This window comes from Mesorhizobium sp. LSJC285A00 (assembly GCF_000503155.1).
GTDB lineage: Bacteria > Pseudomonadota > Alphaproteobacteria > Rhizobiales > Rhizobiaceae > Mesorhizobium.
In genome coordinates this window covers 1-15,815 of sequence record NZ_AYVK01000001.1, presented here as the reverse complement: position 1 = coordinate 15,815, position 15,815 = coordinate 1, and the positions used below count along the sequence as shown (strand labels likewise).

At 62.1% G+C, this 15,815-nt stretch carries 10 protein-coding genes; 8 read left to right on the top strand and 2 right to left on the bottom strand.

Features of this window, described 5'->3' with window-relative positions:
- Nucleotides 1–345: 345 nt before the first annotated feature.
- From rplJ to X726_RS166525, 5 genes are all read left to right on the top strand, one after another.
- On the top strand, nt 346–864 hold the full coding sequence (gene rplJ, locus X726_RS166505) for a 50S ribosomal protein L10 (protein ID WP_023667437.1): 519 nt from the start codon (nt 346–348) through the stop codon (nt 862–864).
- 54 nt (nt 865–918) lie between these two features.
- The gene (gene rplL, locus X726_RS166510) at nt 919–1,296 is read left to right on the top strand and encodes a 50S ribosomal protein L7/L12 (RefSeq protein ID WP_023667436.1); all 378 of its coding nucleotides are present in this window, start codon (nt 919–921) and stop codon (nt 1,294–1,296) included.
- A 248-nt stretch (nt 1,297–1,544) separates the two neighbouring features.
- The gene (gene rpoB, locus X726_RS166515) at nt 1,545–5,681 is read left to right on the top strand and encodes a DNA-directed RNA polymerase subunit beta (protein WP_023667435.1); all 4,137 of its coding nucleotides are present in this window, start codon (nt 1,545–1,547) and stop codon (nt 5,679–5,681) included.
- Between the two features lie 147 nt (nt 5,682–5,828).
- On the top strand, nt 5,829–10,025 hold the full coding sequence (gene rpoC, locus X726_RS166520; protein WP_023667434.1) for a DNA-directed RNA polymerase subunit beta': 4,197 nt from the start codon (nt 5,829–5,831) through the stop codon (nt 10,023–10,025).
- A gap of 79 nt (nt 10,026–10,104) precedes the next feature.
- A complete protein-coding gene (locus X726_RS166525; RefSeq protein WP_023667433.1) occupies nt 10,105–10,770 on the top strand; it encodes an O-methyltransferase in 666 nt (221 codons plus the stop codon).
- Nucleotides 10,771–10,816: 46 nt separating this feature from the next.
- Here X726_RS166525 and X726_RS166530 read toward each other — a convergent pair whose 3' ends face one another.
- Nucleotides 10,817–11,752, bottom strand: a complete 936-nt coding sequence (locus X726_RS166530) for a Gfo/Idh/MocA family oxidoreductase (protein WP_023667432.1) — start codon at nt 11,750–11,752, stop codon at nt 10,817–10,819.
- A 106-nt stretch (nt 11,753–11,858) separates the two neighbouring features.
- Nucleotides 11,859–12,140 carry a hypothetical protein gene (locus X726_RS166535; protein WP_023667431.1) on the bottom strand — a complete coding sequence of 94 codons (282 nt, stop codon included), beginning with the start codon at nt 12,138–12,140 and terminating at the stop codon, nt 11,859–11,861.
- Nucleotides 12,141–12,635: 495 nt separating this feature from the next.
- Between X726_RS166535 and rpsL the strand changes: the two genes are divergently transcribed.
- The 3 genes from rpsL to fusA all read left to right on the top strand — a co-directional run bounded on the left by rpsL (nt 12,636) and on the right by fusA (nt 15,675).
- On the top strand, nt 12,636–13,007 hold the full coding sequence (gene rpsL, locus X726_RS166540) for a 30S ribosomal protein S12 (RefSeq protein ID WP_006333356.1): 372 nt from the start codon (nt 12,636–12,638) through the stop codon (nt 13,005–13,007).
- A gap of 76 nt (nt 13,008–13,083) precedes the next feature.
- Nucleotides 13,084–13,554: a 30S ribosomal protein S7 gene (gene rpsG / locus X726_RS166545; RefSeq protein WP_008875664.1), complete on the top strand. Its 471-nt coding sequence runs from the start codon at nt 13,084–13,086 to the stop codon at nt 13,552–13,554.
- 30 nt (nt 13,555–13,584) lie between these two features.
- Complete coding sequence (gene fusA / locus X726_RS166550; RefSeq protein WP_023667430.1) at nt 13,585–15,675, top strand: elongation factor G; 2,091 nt, start codon at nt 13,585–13,587, stop codon at nt 15,673–15,675.
- Nucleotides 15,676–15,815: the final 140 nt, after the last annotated feature.

The following is a 15,815-nucleotide window of genomic DNA, read 5'->3' as shown; positions in this document are numbered from 1 at the left end:
CTGATCCGCAAGTGAATTCCGGGCCTCCGACTTGTCGGCGGCCCGGTACCGGAAGTCGAGAGGCTTCCGGACATCCTGTCCGAGATTGCAGGCGGCCCAGAAGCCTTAATTGAACTAGGCCTGCATGAGACGGGTGAAAACCGGACAACGGAGCGACAAGCTCCAATGAAAGGTTCGAACCGTGTTTGCCTTTTGTCTGCGCATCTCCGGCTTGCCGTCGATGTGGCGAAAGGGGGCAGGATCCTCGAGCGTCGTTCGGGAGATCTGTAATGGATGGCCCGGCCGGCAAAAAGGCAACCCGACGCCTGTCCCACTAGCGGGGCAGGGGTCAACTGGAGATAGGCAGTGGACAGAGCGGAAAAACGCGAACTCGTCACGGGCCTGAATGGTGCCTTTGCAGGCGCTGGTTCAGTCGTCGTGGCCCACTACGCCGGTATCACCGTCGCGCAAATGAACGACCTTCGGTCGAAAATGCGCGCTGCCGGTGGCACCGTCAAAGTCGCGAAGAACCGTCTCGCCAAAATCGCTCTTCAGGGCACGGACTCCGCATCGATCATCGACCTGTTCAAGGGACAGACGCTGATCGCTTATTCGGAGGATCCGATTGCGGCGCCGAAGGTCGCGTCCGATTTCGCCAAGGGAAATGACAAGTTGGTCATTCTCGGCGGCGCAATGGGCACCACCTCGCTCAACGCCGACGGTGTGAAGGCACTCGCCACACTTCCGTCGCTCGATGAGTTGCGCGCCAGGCTGGTTGGCATGATCGCCACGCCGGCAACCCGGATCGCCCAGATCGTCAATGCGCCAGCGGCTTCGGTCGCGCGCGTCATCGGCGCTTACGCCCGGAAGGACGAGGCGGCATGAGGCCGTTCCTCGCTATCACAAACACACGTTCGAACCTGATGAAGGAATACAACAATGGCTGATCTGGCAAAGATCGTAGACGACCTTTCGAAGCTGACCGTCCTCGAGGCGGCCGAGTTGTCGAAGCTTCTGGAAGAAAAGTGGGGCGTTTCGGCTGCTGCTCCGGTGGCGGTTGCCGCTGCCGGCGGCGCTGCCGCTGCTGCTGCTCCGGCTGAGGAAAAGACGGAATTCGACGTCGTCCTCACCGAGGCAGGCGCTCAGAAGATCAACGTCATCAAGGAAGTCCGCGCCATCACCGGCCTGGGCCTCAAGGAAGCCAAGGATCTGGTCGAAGCAGCTCCGAAGCCGGTCAAGGAAGCCGTTTCCAAGGCTGACGCTGAGAAGTTCAAGGCCCAGCTGGAAGCAGCCGGCGCCAAGGTCGACCTGAAGTAAGCGTAAAAGCGGCGGGCGGCCTCGCGCCGTCCGCCACTCCCTTCACCAGAGGGGAGGATGCGTAGCGCGAGATGTACGAGAACCTCTTTCCTGAGGGCCGAAACCGGCCTTCAGGAAACGGGTTTTCTCCCGTTTTAGCCGTCGCCGCCAGGCGGCGGGAAACAGATCAGGGGCCGCCGCCGAGGTGGCCGCGCATGCAAGGTGAGCCGCGGCGAGGCTCGCCCCGAGTTTATAGCTAAGGAGCGACGATGGCCCAGACCCAGACTTTCAATGGCCGCAGACGCGTACGCAAGTTCTTCGGAAAGATTCCGGAAGTTGCGGAGATGCCGAACCTGATCGAGGTTCAAAAAGCATCCTATGACCAGTTCCTGATGGTGGCGGAGCCCAAGGGTGGGCGTCCGGACGAGGGACTGCAGGCCGTTTTCAAGTCGGTTTTCCCGATCTCCGATTTCTCCGGCTCCTCGATGCTGGAGTTCGTGAAGTACGAGTTCGAAGGACCGAAATTCGACGTTGACGAATGCCGTCAGCGCGACCTGACCTATGCCGCGCCACTCAAGGTGACGCTGCGCCTCATCGTGTTCGATATCGACGAGGATACCGGCGCAAAGTCGATCAAGGACATCAAGGAGCAGGACGTCTATATGGGCGACATGCCGCTCATGACGCTCAACGGCACCTTCATCGTCAATGGCACGGAGCGCGTCATCGTCTCGCAGATGCACCGTTCGCCGGGCGTCTTCTTCGACCATGACAAGGGCAAGTCGCACTCCTCGGGCAAGCTTTTGTTTGCGGCGCGCGTCATTCCCTATCGCGGTTCGTGGCTCGACATCGAGTTCGATTCCAAGGACGTCGTGCACGCCCGTATCGACCGCCGCCGCAAGATTCCGGTGACGTCGCTCTTGATGGCGCTCGGCATGGACGGCGAAGAGATCCTGTCGACCTTCTACAACAAGATCACCTACAAGCGCGCCGGCGACCACTGGCGCATCCCGTTCAACGTCGAGCGTTTCCGCGGCCTGAAGGCCGTTGGCGACCTCGTCGATGCCGACACCGGCGAAGTTGTCGTCGAGGCCGGCAAGAAGATCACCGCCCGCCAGGCAAGGGCGCTTGGCGAAAAGGGTCTGAAGGCGATCAAGGCGACCGACGAGGATCTGCTCGGCAACTACCTGGCCGAGGACATCGTCAACTACGGCACCGGCGAGATTTTCCTCGAAGCCGGCGACGAGATCGACGAAAAGACGCTGAAGGTGCTGCTCGGCACGGGCGAAAGCGAGATCAAGGTTCTCGACATCGACCACGTCAATGTCGGCGCCTACATCCGCAATACGCTCAACGTCGACAAGAACGAGAGCCGCCAGGACGCACTGTTCGACATCTACCGTGTCATGCGCCCGGGCGAGCCGCCGACGCTTGAAACCGCCGAAGCCATGTTCAACTCGCTGTTCTTCGACTCGGAGCGCTACGACCTGTCGGCCGTCGGCCGCGTCAAGATGAACATGCGCCTCGAGCTCAAGGCTGAGGATACCGTGCGTGTGCTGCGCAAGGACGACATCCTGGCCGTGGTCAAGACGCTGGTCGAGCTGCGCGACGGCAAGGGCGAGATCGACGACATCGACAATCTCGGCAACCGCCGCGTGCGTTCTGTCGGCGAGCTGATGGAGAACCAGTACCGCGTCGGCCTGCTGCGCATGGAGCGCGCGATCAAGGAACGTATGTCCTCGATCGAGATCGATACGGTGATGCCGCAGGACCTGATCAACGCCAAGCCGGCGGCTGCCGCCGTGCGCGAGTTCTTCGGTTCCTCGCAGCTGTCGCAGTTCATGGATCAGACCAACCCGCTGTCGGAGATCACCCACAAGCGCCGCCTGTCGGCACTTGGCCCGGGCGGTCTGACCCGCGAGCGCGCCGGCTTCGAAGTGCGCGACGTGCACCCGACGCATTACGGCCGCATCTGCCCGATCGAGACGCCGGAAGGCCCGAATATCGGTCTGATCAACTCGCTGGCGACCTTCGCGCGCGTCAACAAGTACGGCTTCATCGAAAGCCCGTACCGCAAGATCGTCAACGGCAAGCTGACCAATGAGGTCGTCTATCTCTCCGCTATGGAAGAGTCCAAGCACCACGTTGCGCAGGCCAATGCCGAGCTCGACAAGAATGGTGGTTTCGTCGACGAATTCGTCATTTGCCGCAGCGCCGGCGAAGTGATGATGGCGCCGCGCGAAAACGTCGATCTGATGGACGTGTCGCCCAAGCAGATGGTGTCCGTGGCCGCGGCGCTGATCCCGTTCCTCGAGAACGACGACGCCAACCGCGCGCTGATGGGCTCCAACATGCAGCGTCAGGCCGTGCCGCTGGTGCGCGCCGAAGCGCCGTTCGTCGGCACCGGCATGGAGCCGATCGTTGCCCGTGACTCGGGCGCCGCCATCGGCGCCCGCCGCGGCGGCATCGTCGACCAGGTGGACGCGACGCGTATCGTCATCCGCGCCACGGAAGATCTCGATCCCGGCAAGTCGGGCGTCGACATCTACCGGCTGATGAAGTTCCAGCGTTCGAACCAGAACACCTGCATCAACCAGCGTCCGCTGGTGCGCATGGGCGACCGCGTCAACAAGGGCGACATCATCGCCGACGGTCCCTCGACCGAGCTCGGCGATCTGGCGCTCGGCCGCAACGTGCTGGTCGCGTTCATGCCGTGGAACGGCTACAACTACGAGGACTCGATCCTGCTCTCCGAGCGCATCGTGGCCGACGACGTCTTCACCTCGATCCACATCGAGGAATTCGAGGTCATGGCCCGCGACACCAAGCTTGGACCGGAGGAAATCACGCGCGACATTCCGAACGTTTCGGAAGAAGCGCTGAAGAACCTCGACGAAGCCGGCATCGTCTATATCGGCGCGGAAGTGCAGCCGGGCGACATCCTGGTCGGCAAGATCACGCCGAAGGGCGAAAGCCCGATGACGCCGGAAGAAAAGCTCCTGCGCGCCATCTTCGGTGAAAAGGCGTCCGACGTTCGCGACACCTCGATGCGCATGCCTCCGGGCACCTTCGGCACCGTCGTCGAAGTGCGCGTCTTCAACCGCCACGGCGTCGAGAAGGACGAGCGCGCCATGGCGATCGAACGCGAGGAGATCGAACGCCTCGCCAAGGACCGCGACGACGAGCAGGCGATCCTCGACCGCAACGTCTATTCACGCCTTTCCGACGTTCTCGTCGGCAAGGAAGCGATTGCCGGGCCGAAGGGCTTCAAGAAGGGCTCGAAGCTGTCGAAGGACACGCTGGACGAGTATCCGCGTTCGCAGTGGTGGCAGTTTGCGGTGGAGAACGAAAAGCTCCAGAGCGAACTGGAAGCCCTGCGTGGCCAGTACGACGATTCCAAGAAGGCGCTCGAGCAGCGCTTCATGGACAAGGTCGAGAAGGTCCAGCGCGGCGACGAAATGCCTCCGGGCGTCATGAAGATGGTCAAGGTCTTCGTGGCCGTGAAGCGCAAGATGCAGCCGGGCGACAAGATGGCCGGACGTCACGGCAACAAGGGTGTCGTGTCGCGGATCGTTCCGATCGAGGACATGCCTTTCCTCGAGGACGGCACGCATGCCGATATCGTGCTCAACCCGCTGGGTGTGCCGAGCCGCATGAATGTCGGCCAGATCCTGGAAACCCATCTGGGCTGGGCATGCGCGGGCATGGGCAAGAAGATCGGCGAGCTGATCGACGCGTACAAGACGGCTGGAGACATCAAGCCGTTGCGCAAGACGCTCGAGAGCTTCATCCCGGCCAATGACCGCAACGAGCCGGTCCGCGAATATGACGACGAGAGCATCGTTCGCCTGAGCGAGCAGATGCGCCGCGGCGTCTCCATCGCGACACCGGTGTTCGACGGCGCGCATGAAGTCGACATCAACATCATGCTGGAGCAGGCGGGCCTGCACACCAGCGGTCAGTCGCAGCTCTATGACGGACGCACAGGCGAGCCGTTCGATCGCAAGGTGACGATGGGCTATATCTATATGCTCAAGCTTCACCACCTGGTAGACGACAAGATCCACGCGCGTTCGATCGGTCCCTACTCGCTCGTTACCCAGCAGCCGCTGGGCGGCAAGGCGCAGTTCGGTGGCCAGCGCTTCGGCGAAATGGAGGTCTGGGCGCTGGAAGCCTATGGCGCCGCCTACACGCTGCAGGAAATGCTGACGGTGAAGTCGGACGACGTCGCCGGCCGCACCAAGGTCTACGAGGCGATCGTGCGCGGCGACGACACGTTCGAGGCCGGCATTCCCGAGAGCTTCAACGTGCTCGTCAAGGAAATGCGGTCTCTCGGCCTCAATGTCGAGCTGGAGAATACCAAGCTCGACGACAACCCTGTCCGGCTGCCAGATGCTGCCGAATAGGGGCGCGGCCGAGTAAACAAGACATCCGGTCGCGGAACGCCGCGACCGGATGCAACAAATTCTACGGCCAGTGGGCCGACCACTCAGCGGGCATTTGGCCCGCGTTAGATGCAAGGGGTTTTCGAGGACCCCGAAAAGGAGAACGGCATGAACCAAGAGGTCATGAATCTCTTCAATCCGCAGGCGCCGGCGCAGGTGTTCGATTCCATCCGGATATCGCTCGCCAGCCCTGAGAAGATTCTGTCCTGGTCGTTCGGCGAGATCAAGAAGCCGGAGACCATCAACTACCGCACCTTCAAGCCGGAGCGTGACGGTCTGTTCTGCGCGCGCATTTTTGGCCCGATCAAGGACTATGAATGCCTGTGCGGCAAGTACAAGCGCATGAAGTACAAGGGCGTCATCTGCGAAAAGTGCGGCGTCGAAGTCACGCTGTCGCGCGTTCGCCGCGAGCGCATGGGCCACATCGAGCTGGCGGCACCTGTCGCTCACATCTGGTTCCTGAAGTCGCTGCCGTCGCGCATCGGCACGCTGCTCGACATGACCCTGAAGGACATCGAGCGCGTCCTCTACTTCGAGAACTACATCGTTACCGAGCCTGGCCTCACCGCGCTGAAGGAGCACCAGCTGCTCAGCGAGGAAGAGTACATGATCGCCGTCGACGAGTATGGCGAGGATTCGTTCACCGCCATGATCGGCGCCGAGGCCATTCATGACCTTCTGGCCGGCATGGACCTGGAGAAGATCGCCGGCGACCTGCGTTCGGAACTGGCTTCGACCACGTCCGAGCTGAAGCAGAAGAAGTATCTGAAGCGGCTCAAGGTCGTCGAGAACTTCATGGAGTCCGGCAACCGTCCGGAATGGATGATCATGAAGGTGGTTCCGGTGATCCCGCCGGACCTGCGCCCGCTGGTTCCTCTGGATGGCGGCCGTTTCGCGACGTCCGACCTGAACGATCTCTATCGCCGCGTCATCAACCGCAACAACCGCCTGAAGCGGCTGATCGAGCTGCGCGCGCCCGGCATCATCGTGCGCAATGAAAAGCGCATGCTGCAGGAAGCCGTCGATGCGCTGTTCGACAACGGCCGTCGCGGCCGCGTCATCACCGGCGCCAACAAGCGTCCGCTGAAGTCGCTGTCCGACATGTTGAAGGGCAAGCAGGGCCGGTTCCGCCAGAACCTGCTCGGCAAGCGCGTCGACTATTCGGGCCGTTCGGTCATCGTCACCGGTCCGGAGCTCAAGCTGCACCAATGCGGCCTGCCGAAGAAGATGGCGCTCGAACTGTTCAAGCCGTTCATCTACGCCCGCCTCGACGCCAAGGGGTTCTCCTCGACCGTCAAGCAGGCCAAGAAGCTGGTCGAGAAGGAGCGTCCGGAAGTCTGGGATATCCTCGACGAGGTCATTCGCGAGCATCCGGTGCTGCTGAACCGTGCACCGACGCTGCACCGCCTCGGCATCCAGGCGTTCGAGCCGATCCTGATCGAAGGCAAGGCGATCCAGCTGCATCCGCTGGTCTGCACGGCCTTCAACGCCGACTTCGACGGCGACCAGATGGCCGTTCACGTGCCGCTGTCGCTGGAAGCGCAGCTTGAAGCCCGCGTGCTGATGATGTCGACCAACAACATCCTGCACCCGGCTTCCGGCGCGCCGATCATCGTGCCGTCGCAGGACATGGTTCTGGGTCTCTACTATCTCTCGATCGTCAATCAGAACGAGCCGGGCGAAGGCATGGTGTTTGCCGACATGGGCGAACTCCAGCATGCGCTCGAGACCAAGGCGGTGACGCTGCACTCCAAGATCAAGGGTCGCTTCCGCACGGTCGACGCCGAAGGCAAGGTCGTGTCGAAAATCTACGACACCACGCCTGGCCGCATGATCATCGGCGAGCTGCTGCCGAAGAACGTCAATGTGCCTTACGAGACGGCCAACCAGGAGATGACCAAGAAGAACATCTCCAAGATGATCGACACCGTCTACCGCCACTGCGGTCAGAAGGAGACGGTCATTTTCTGCGACCGCATCATGGCCCTCGGCTTCAGCCACGCCTGCCGCGCCGGCATTTCGTTCGGCAAGGACGACATGCTGATCCCGGACGCCAAGATCAAGCTGGTTTCCGACACCGAAGCTTTGGCCAAGGAATACGAGCAGCAGTACAATGACGGCCTGATCACGCAGGGCGAGAAGTACAACAAGGTCGTCGACGCCTGGGCCAAGTGCTCGGAAAAGGTCGCCGACGAGATGATGGCCCGCATCAAGGCCGTCGAGTTCGAGGACAGTGGCCGTCAAAAGCCAATGAACTCGATCTACATGATGTCGCATTCGGGTGCGCGTGGTTCGCCCACCCAGATGCGTCAGCTCGCCGGCATGCGCGGCCTGATGGCAAAGCCCTCGGGTGAAATCATCGAGACGCCGATCATCTCGAACTTCAAGGAAGGCCTGACCGTGCTCGAGTACTTCAACTCGACCCACGGCGCCCGCAAGGGTCTGGCCGACACCGCCTTGAAGACGGCGAACTCGGGTTACCTCACCCGTCGTCTGGTCGACGTGGCGCAGGACTGCATCGTCAACTCCGTGGATTGCGGCACCGACAAGGGCCTCACCATGCAGCCGATCGTCGATGCCGGTCAGGTCGTTGCTTCGGTCGGTCAGCGCGTGCTGGGCCGCACCTCGCTCGACGACATCACGCATCCGGTTTCGGGCGAAGTTCTGGTCAAGGCCGGAACGCTGATGGACGAACGTGACGTGGAAAAGATCGAAAAGGCCGGCGTGCAGTCGGTCCGCATTCGCTCGGCACTGACCTGCGAGGTCAGGATCGGCGTGTGCGCGGTCTGCTACGGACGCGATCTTGCCCGCGGCACCCCGGTCAACCAGGGCGAAGCCGTCGGCGTCATCGCGGCGCAGTCGATCGGCGAGCCGGGCACCCAGCTCACCATGCGTACCTTCCACATGGGCGGTACGGCGCAGGTGGTGGACAGCTCGTTCCTTGAAGCCTCGTATGAGGGCAAGGTCGAGATCCGCAACCGCAACGTGGTGCGCAACTCGGACGGCCAGCAGATGGTCATGGGCCGCAACATGGCGGTGCTGATCCTCGACGAAGCCGGCAAGGAGCGTGCCTCGCATCGCCTTACCTATGGTTCGCGCATCTTCGTGGACGATGGCGACAAGGTGAAGCGGGGCCAGCGTATCGCCGAATGGGATCCCTATACCCGCCCTGTCCTTACCGAAATCGAAGGCAAGGTGTCGTACGAGGATCTGGTCGACGGCATTTCCGTTCAGGAAACGGCCGACGAATCGACCGGCATCACCAAGCGCGAGGTCATCGACTGGCGCTCGACGCCACGCGGCAACGACCTCAAGCCGGCGATCGCCATCCTTGACCCCAAGGGCAAGGTCGGCAAGCTGTCGAAGGGCGGCGACGCCCGCTTCCTGCTCTCGGTCGAGGCCATTCTTTCGGTCGAGCCGGGTTCGCAGGTTCGTCCCGGCGACGTTTTGGCGCGTATCCCGATGGAAAGCGCGAAGACCAAGGACATCACCGGCGGTCTGCCGCGTGTTGCCGAGCTGTTCGAGGCACGTCGTCCGAAGGATCACGCCATCATCGCCGAGATCGATGGCACGATCCGCTTCGGCCGCGACTACAAGAACAAGCGCCGCATCATCATCGAGCCGCATGACTCGACGCTTGAGCCGGTCGAATACCTGATCCCGAAGGGCAAGCCGTTCCATCTCCAGGACGGCGACGTCATCGAGAAGGGCGACTACATCCTCGACGGCAATCCGGCGCCGCACGACATCCTGGCGATCAAGGGCGTGGAAGCACTTGCTTCCTACCTCGTGAACGAAATCCAGGAAGTCTACCGTCTGCAGGGCGTGTCGATCAACGACAAGCACATCGAGGTGATCGTTCGCCAGATGCTGCAGAAGGTTGAGATCACGGTACAGGGCGACTCGACCTACATTCCGGGCGACCACGTCGACGTGATCGAACTGGAAGAGGTCAACGAGCGCCTGGTCGAGGACGGCAAGAAGCCGGCCGAAGGCCAGCCGGTGCTGCTGGGCATAACCAAGGCCTCGCTGCAGACGCCTTCCTTCATCTCGGCCGCCTCCTTCCAGGAGACGACCAGGGTGCTGACCGAAGCTGCGGTTGCCGGCAAGACCGACATGCTGCAGGGCCTGAAGGAAAACGTCATCGTCGGCCGGCTGATCCCGGCCGGTACCGGCGGCACGATGAGCCAGATCCGGCGCATCGCCACCTCGCGCGACGAACTGATCATCGACGAGCGCCGCAAGGCGTCCGGTGTCGAGGTCGCCGAGCCGATGCTGACCGACATGGTCAACGCCGCGCAGTAAGCGCGGTAGGACGAGAAGAAGGAAGGGGGCCCCAGTGGCCCCTTTTCGCGTTTTGACCCCCAATCGAATCGAGGAAAACATGAGCAAGAAGGTTTGGACTGACGTCGACGACTACATCGTTTCCTCTCTCTTCGAGGCAGATCCCATCCTCGAAGCGGTGCTTGCGGCCAACCGCGACCAGGGCCTGCCGGCCATCGACGTATCGCCGGCGCAGGGCAAGCTGCTGTCGCTGCTGGTCCGCATCAGCGGCGCCAGGAAGGTGCTGGAGATCGGCACGCTTGGCGGCTACTCGACCATCTGGATGGCAAGGGGATTGCCCGTCGGCGGCAAGATCGTGACGCTCGAACTCGAGCCGCATCATGCAAAAGTCGCGCACTCGAATCTCGAGCGGGCAGGGGTGCCGGACAAGGTCGAGCTCAGGATCGGCCCCGCGCTTCAGTCGCTTGAGACGCTGGCTGCCGAAAATGCCGGTCCGTTCGATCTGATCTTCATCGACGCGGACAAGCCGAACAACCCGAATTATCTGTCATGGGCCATGCGCCTGTCGCGGCCGGGGACGGTCATCATCTGCGACAACGTCATCCGCGACGGCACCGTGCTCAACGACGATGGCCGTGACGCGTATGTCGAAGGCGCACGCGGTGCGTTTTCCTTCATCGGCGGCGACAAGCGCCTGGACGGCACCGCCATCCAGACCGTCGGCGCCAAAGGCTATGACGGCTTTGCGATTGCGATCGTCGAGTAAGGCTGCATGGTGAGTGTCCGGACTGCGGTCCGGCAGAACTCATCGTTCAATCGAAGAACGCTCCCACCACATTGCGCTTGCCGAGCATGAAGGCGTCGGCCACGTGCTGCAGGGGTGCCAAATCGACATCGGAGACGCCGGCGCGTACGATTTCAGCGAAGCGCCGGTAAAGCTGGGGATATTCGGCCTCCGGCTCGTCGTGAACCACCTTGCCGTCGATGGCGAGCTTGGTGCCGCCGCCGGACAGCACCATCTTGCCCTTGTCGGTGTCGGCCAGGATGTCCCAGCTCTGTGGTCCCGTCTGCAGCCAGTCGAGCTCCATGGTCACCGGCAACCCATCCGAGGTACGGAAGGTCACGTGGGCCGCCACAGGCGAGGCGCGGTTTTCCGGGAAGTCGAGGACGGCCGAGGTGATGAACATCGCCGGCAGGATGTGGGTTGCGATCGACAGTGCGTTTATGCCGGGATCGAAGACGCCGAAACCGCCCGGCGCCCAGATCCAATCCTGGTTCGGATGCCAGCGGCGGACATCTTCCTTCCAGGCGATGGCAGCCGAGTTGACCTTGGCCGACGCTAGGAAGGCGCGCGCGGCCTCCACTGCCGGCGCGTAGCGCGAATGCCAGCTGGCGAACAGTGAAACGCCATTGGCTGCCGCCAGCTGCTTCAGGTCCTCGACCTCACTGACCGTAGCGCCCGGCGGCTTCTCCAGGAAAACATGCTTCTTCGCCATCAGCGCGGTGCGTGCCGCGTCGTAGCGGAACTGCGGCGGCATGCACAGCGAGACGGCCTCGAGGTCGGGCACCGCGTCGAGCATCGCCTCAATGGTCGGAAAATTCGGGATGCCGTCCACCTTGCCGTGCCGGCTGGCAGCGGCGATGAGGCGGTAGTCCGCATCCTTGGCCACTGCCGGCAGATGCTGGTCGCGCACGATCTTGCCGACGCCGACGATGCCGAGCTTGATGGGACCATTGTTCGAGGGCATGGGAACTCCGCGGATTCGAATTTGGCTGGTTAAGTCGCCCGGTTCTTAGCAGAGAACCGGTGCCGGGCAAGCCGGCGCGGTGACAGGCGCAAGCAGCCGGCGACGCTCAGAGCGGAACCTCGAACGTAACGATCGACACTTCGCCTTCGAGCGCGCCCTGGAAGGCCGACAGATGCGGCTCCTCGTCGGGTTCGCCGTCCATATCGCCGATCTGGTCGAGCTCGACCTCGGCATAGCCTTCGGCCGCAAGCGATTCGAGCACCCGGCGCACGGCCGAATCGTCGTCGGGCGCGACCAGCATCACATGCACGCCTTCCAGCTTGCCGCCCTTCTTTTTCCAGACGCGGCCGGTGACGATGGTGACCGGGCGCTCCTCATTGTCGTTCACGGGCTGATTCCTTTTGAGACGGGTGCGGGCGAGGGGTTTTGGGCTGTCCATGGCGCCTTTTGCCATGAAGAACCCGCGCATGACAGCCAAAAGCCGGTCACTTTCTTGTCTGCCCCGGTCACTTTCTTCCTCTGCCTTGCAAAACGAAGAAAGAAAATTACATGCGTTTTTCGCATGGCTGCCAAGCCGTCGTCAGCGCGCAATATTTGGCGTGCCGGGGTTGACGGTTCACGGTCTTACGAGTAGAAGCCGCCCAGTCAGAACCGATGTGAGGCTCTCCCTTCCGAAGCGACACGCTTTGGAGTTTGCCTCAAACAGGGTTCGTTTTACGAGCGAAAAGACATTTCCGGCGCGCATGAAGCGGTTCCCGCTTCCTCTGCATTTTGTTCGGGCAGGACCGCGAGGCGCGGTTTATGGCCCGAATTTGCGTATGGAATTGGCGCTTTGAGCGGCCCTGACCGGGCGAGACACGGAATTGAGAGACAAGAGGGTTTAATGCCTACCGTCAACCAGCTGATCCGCAAGCCGCGCATTGCGCCGGTGAAGCGCAACAAGGTCCCGGCCATGCAGCAGAACCCGCAGAAGCGGGGCGTCTGCACGCGCGTCTATACAACGACGCCGAAGAAGCCGAACTCGGCACTGCGCAAGGTGGCCAAGATCCGCCTGACCAACGGCTTTGAAGTGATCGGCTACATCCCCGGCGAAGGCCACAACCTTCAGGAACACTCCGTGGTCATGATCCGCGGCGGCCGCGTCAAGGATCTTCCGGGCGTGCGCTACCACATCATCCGCGGCGTGCTCGACACGCAGGGCGTGAAGAACCGCAAGCAGCGCCGTTCGAAGTACGGCGCCAAGCGTCCGAAGTAAGGGGCGTCCGAAGTAAGATTTTCCGGCCCTGGCGCTGCTTGAATGCGTCGGGCTACGAGATTGAGAGACAAAAGCCATGTCGCGTCGTCACAGTGCAGAAAAGCGTGAGATCAATCCGGACCCGAAGTTCGGCGATCTGATCGTCACCAAGTTCATGAACGCCGTCATGTATGACGGCAAGAAGTCGGTTGCCGAGACCATCGTCTACGGTGCGCTCGACCAGGTTCAGTCGAAGACCAAGCAGGAGCCGGTCACCGTCTTCCATCAGGCGCTCGACAATGTCGCGCCGCATGTGGAAGTCCGGTCGCGCCGCGTCGGCGGCGCTACCTACCAGGTTCCGGTCGATGTGCGCCCCGAGCGCCGCCAGGCCCTGGCGATCCGCTGGCTGATTGCAGCTGCGCGCAACCGCAACGAGACCACCATGGTCGACCGCCTCTCCGGCGAGCTGATGGACGCGGCTAACAACCGCGGCACCGCCGTGAAGAAGCGTGAAGACACCCACAAGATGGCTGAAGCCAACCGCGCTTTCGCGCACTACCGCTGGTAAAGCGCGAACGAGACTGAGAAGGCATCCAAGATGGCCCGCGAATACAAAATCGAAGACTACCGCAATTTCGGTATCATGGCGCATATTGACGCCGGCAAGACGACGACCACCGAGCGCGTCCTCTATTACACGGGCAAGTCGCACAAGATCGGCGAAGTCCACGACGGCGCTGCCACCATGGATTGGATGGAGCAGGAGCAGGAGCGCGGCATCACCATCACGTCCGCCGCCACCACGACCTTCTGGAAGGGTCGCAGCGGCAAGATGTACCGCTTCAACATCATCGACACTCCCGGACACGTCGACTTCACCATCGAAGTCGAGCGTTCGCTGCGCGTGCTCGACGGCGCCATTGCGCTGCTCGATGCCAATGCCGGTGTCGAGCCGCAGACGGAAACCGTCTGGCGCCAGGCCGACAAGTATAAAGTTCCGCGGATGATCTTCTGCAACAAGATGGACAAGATCGGCGCCGACTTCTACCGCTCGGTCGAGATGATCGGCTCGCGTCTTGGTGCGCATGCCGTCGTCATGCAGTTGCCGATCGGCGCCGAGACCGAGTTCAAGGGTGTCGTCGATCTCGTCGAGATGAACGCGCTGGTCTGGCGCGACGAGACGCTGGGCGCTGCCTGGGACGTCGTCGAGATCCCGGCCGACCTGCAGGCTCGCGCCGAAGAATACCGCGAGAAGATGATCGAAGCCGCTGTCGAAATGGACGAGACGGCACTCGAGAATTACCTCGAAGGCAAGATGCCGTCGAATGACGAGATCCGCGCGCTGATCCGCAAGGGCACCATCGCGGTCAAGTTCTACCCGATGTTCTGTGGCTCGGCCTTCAAGAACAAGGGCGTGCAGCCGCTGCTCGACGCCGTCGTCGAATACCTGCCGTCGCCGGCCGATGTTCCCGCCATCAAGGGCGTCGACGCCAAGACCGACGCCGAGATCGAGCGTCATGCCGACGACAACGAGCCGCTGTCGATGCTGGCCTTCAAGATCATGAACGACCCGTTTGTCGGTTCGCTGACCTTTGCCCGCATCTATTCGGGCAAGCTGACCAAGGGCATCTCGGTCGATAACACCGTCAAGGGCAAGAAAGAGCGCATCGGCCGCATGCTGCAGATGCATGCGAATTCGCGCGCCGACGTCGAAGAAGCCTTTGCCGGCGACATCGTCGCTCTGGCTGGCCTCAAGGACACGACCACCGGCGACACGCTCAGCGATCCGCTGCACCCGGTCATCCTCGAGCGCATGGAATTCCCCGATCCGGTCATCCAGATCGCCATCGAGCCGAAGACCAAGAACGACCAGGAAAAGATGGGCCTCGCCCTTCACCGCCTGGCCGCCGAGGATCCGTCCTTCCGCGTCAAGACCGACGAGGAAAGCGGCCAGACCATCATTTCGGGCATGGGCGAGCTTCACCTCGACATCATCGTCGACCGCATGCGCCGCGAGTTCAAGGTCGAGGCCAATGTCGGCGCGCCGCAGGTGGCTTACCGCGAGACGATCACCCGCAGGCACGAGCAGGACTACACCCACAAGAAGCAGACCGGCGGTACCGGTCAGTTCGCCCGCGTCAAGATCGTGTTCGAACCGAACCCGGAAAGCTCGGAGTTCGAGTTCGAGACCAAGATCGTCGGCGGTGCGGTTCCCAAGGAATACATCCCGGGTGTCGAAAAGGGCATCAACAGCGTCATGTCGTCGGGTCCGTTCGCGGGCTTCCCGATGATCGGCGTCAAGGCGACGCTTATCGACGGCGCTTACCACGATGTGGACTCCAGCGTTCTGGCCTTCGAAATCGCCGGCCGCGCCTGCTTCCGTGAAGCCGCACCCAAGCTTGGCGTGCAGCTGCTCGAGCCGATCATGAAGGTCGAAGTCGTGACGCCGGAAGACTATGTCGGCAGCGTCATCGGCGACCTGAACGGCCGTCGCGGCCAGATCCAGGGCCAGGAAGCGCGTGGCGTGGCTGTCGTCATCAACGCGATGGTGCCGCTGGCCAACATGTTCAAGTACGTCGACAACCTGCGCTCGATGAGCCAGGGCCGCGCGGCCTACACGATGCAGTTCGATCACTATGAGCCTGTGCCGACCGCGGTCGCCCAGGAAGTCCAGAAGAAATACGCGTAACCTGAACGGGTTGCATCGGTAACTTAATTCAAGGCCCGTACGGGCGAGCAGATTGGAGACATCACATGGCAAAAGGTAAATTCGAGCGTAACAAGCCTCATGTGAACATTGGCACGATTGGCCACGTCGATCATGGCAAG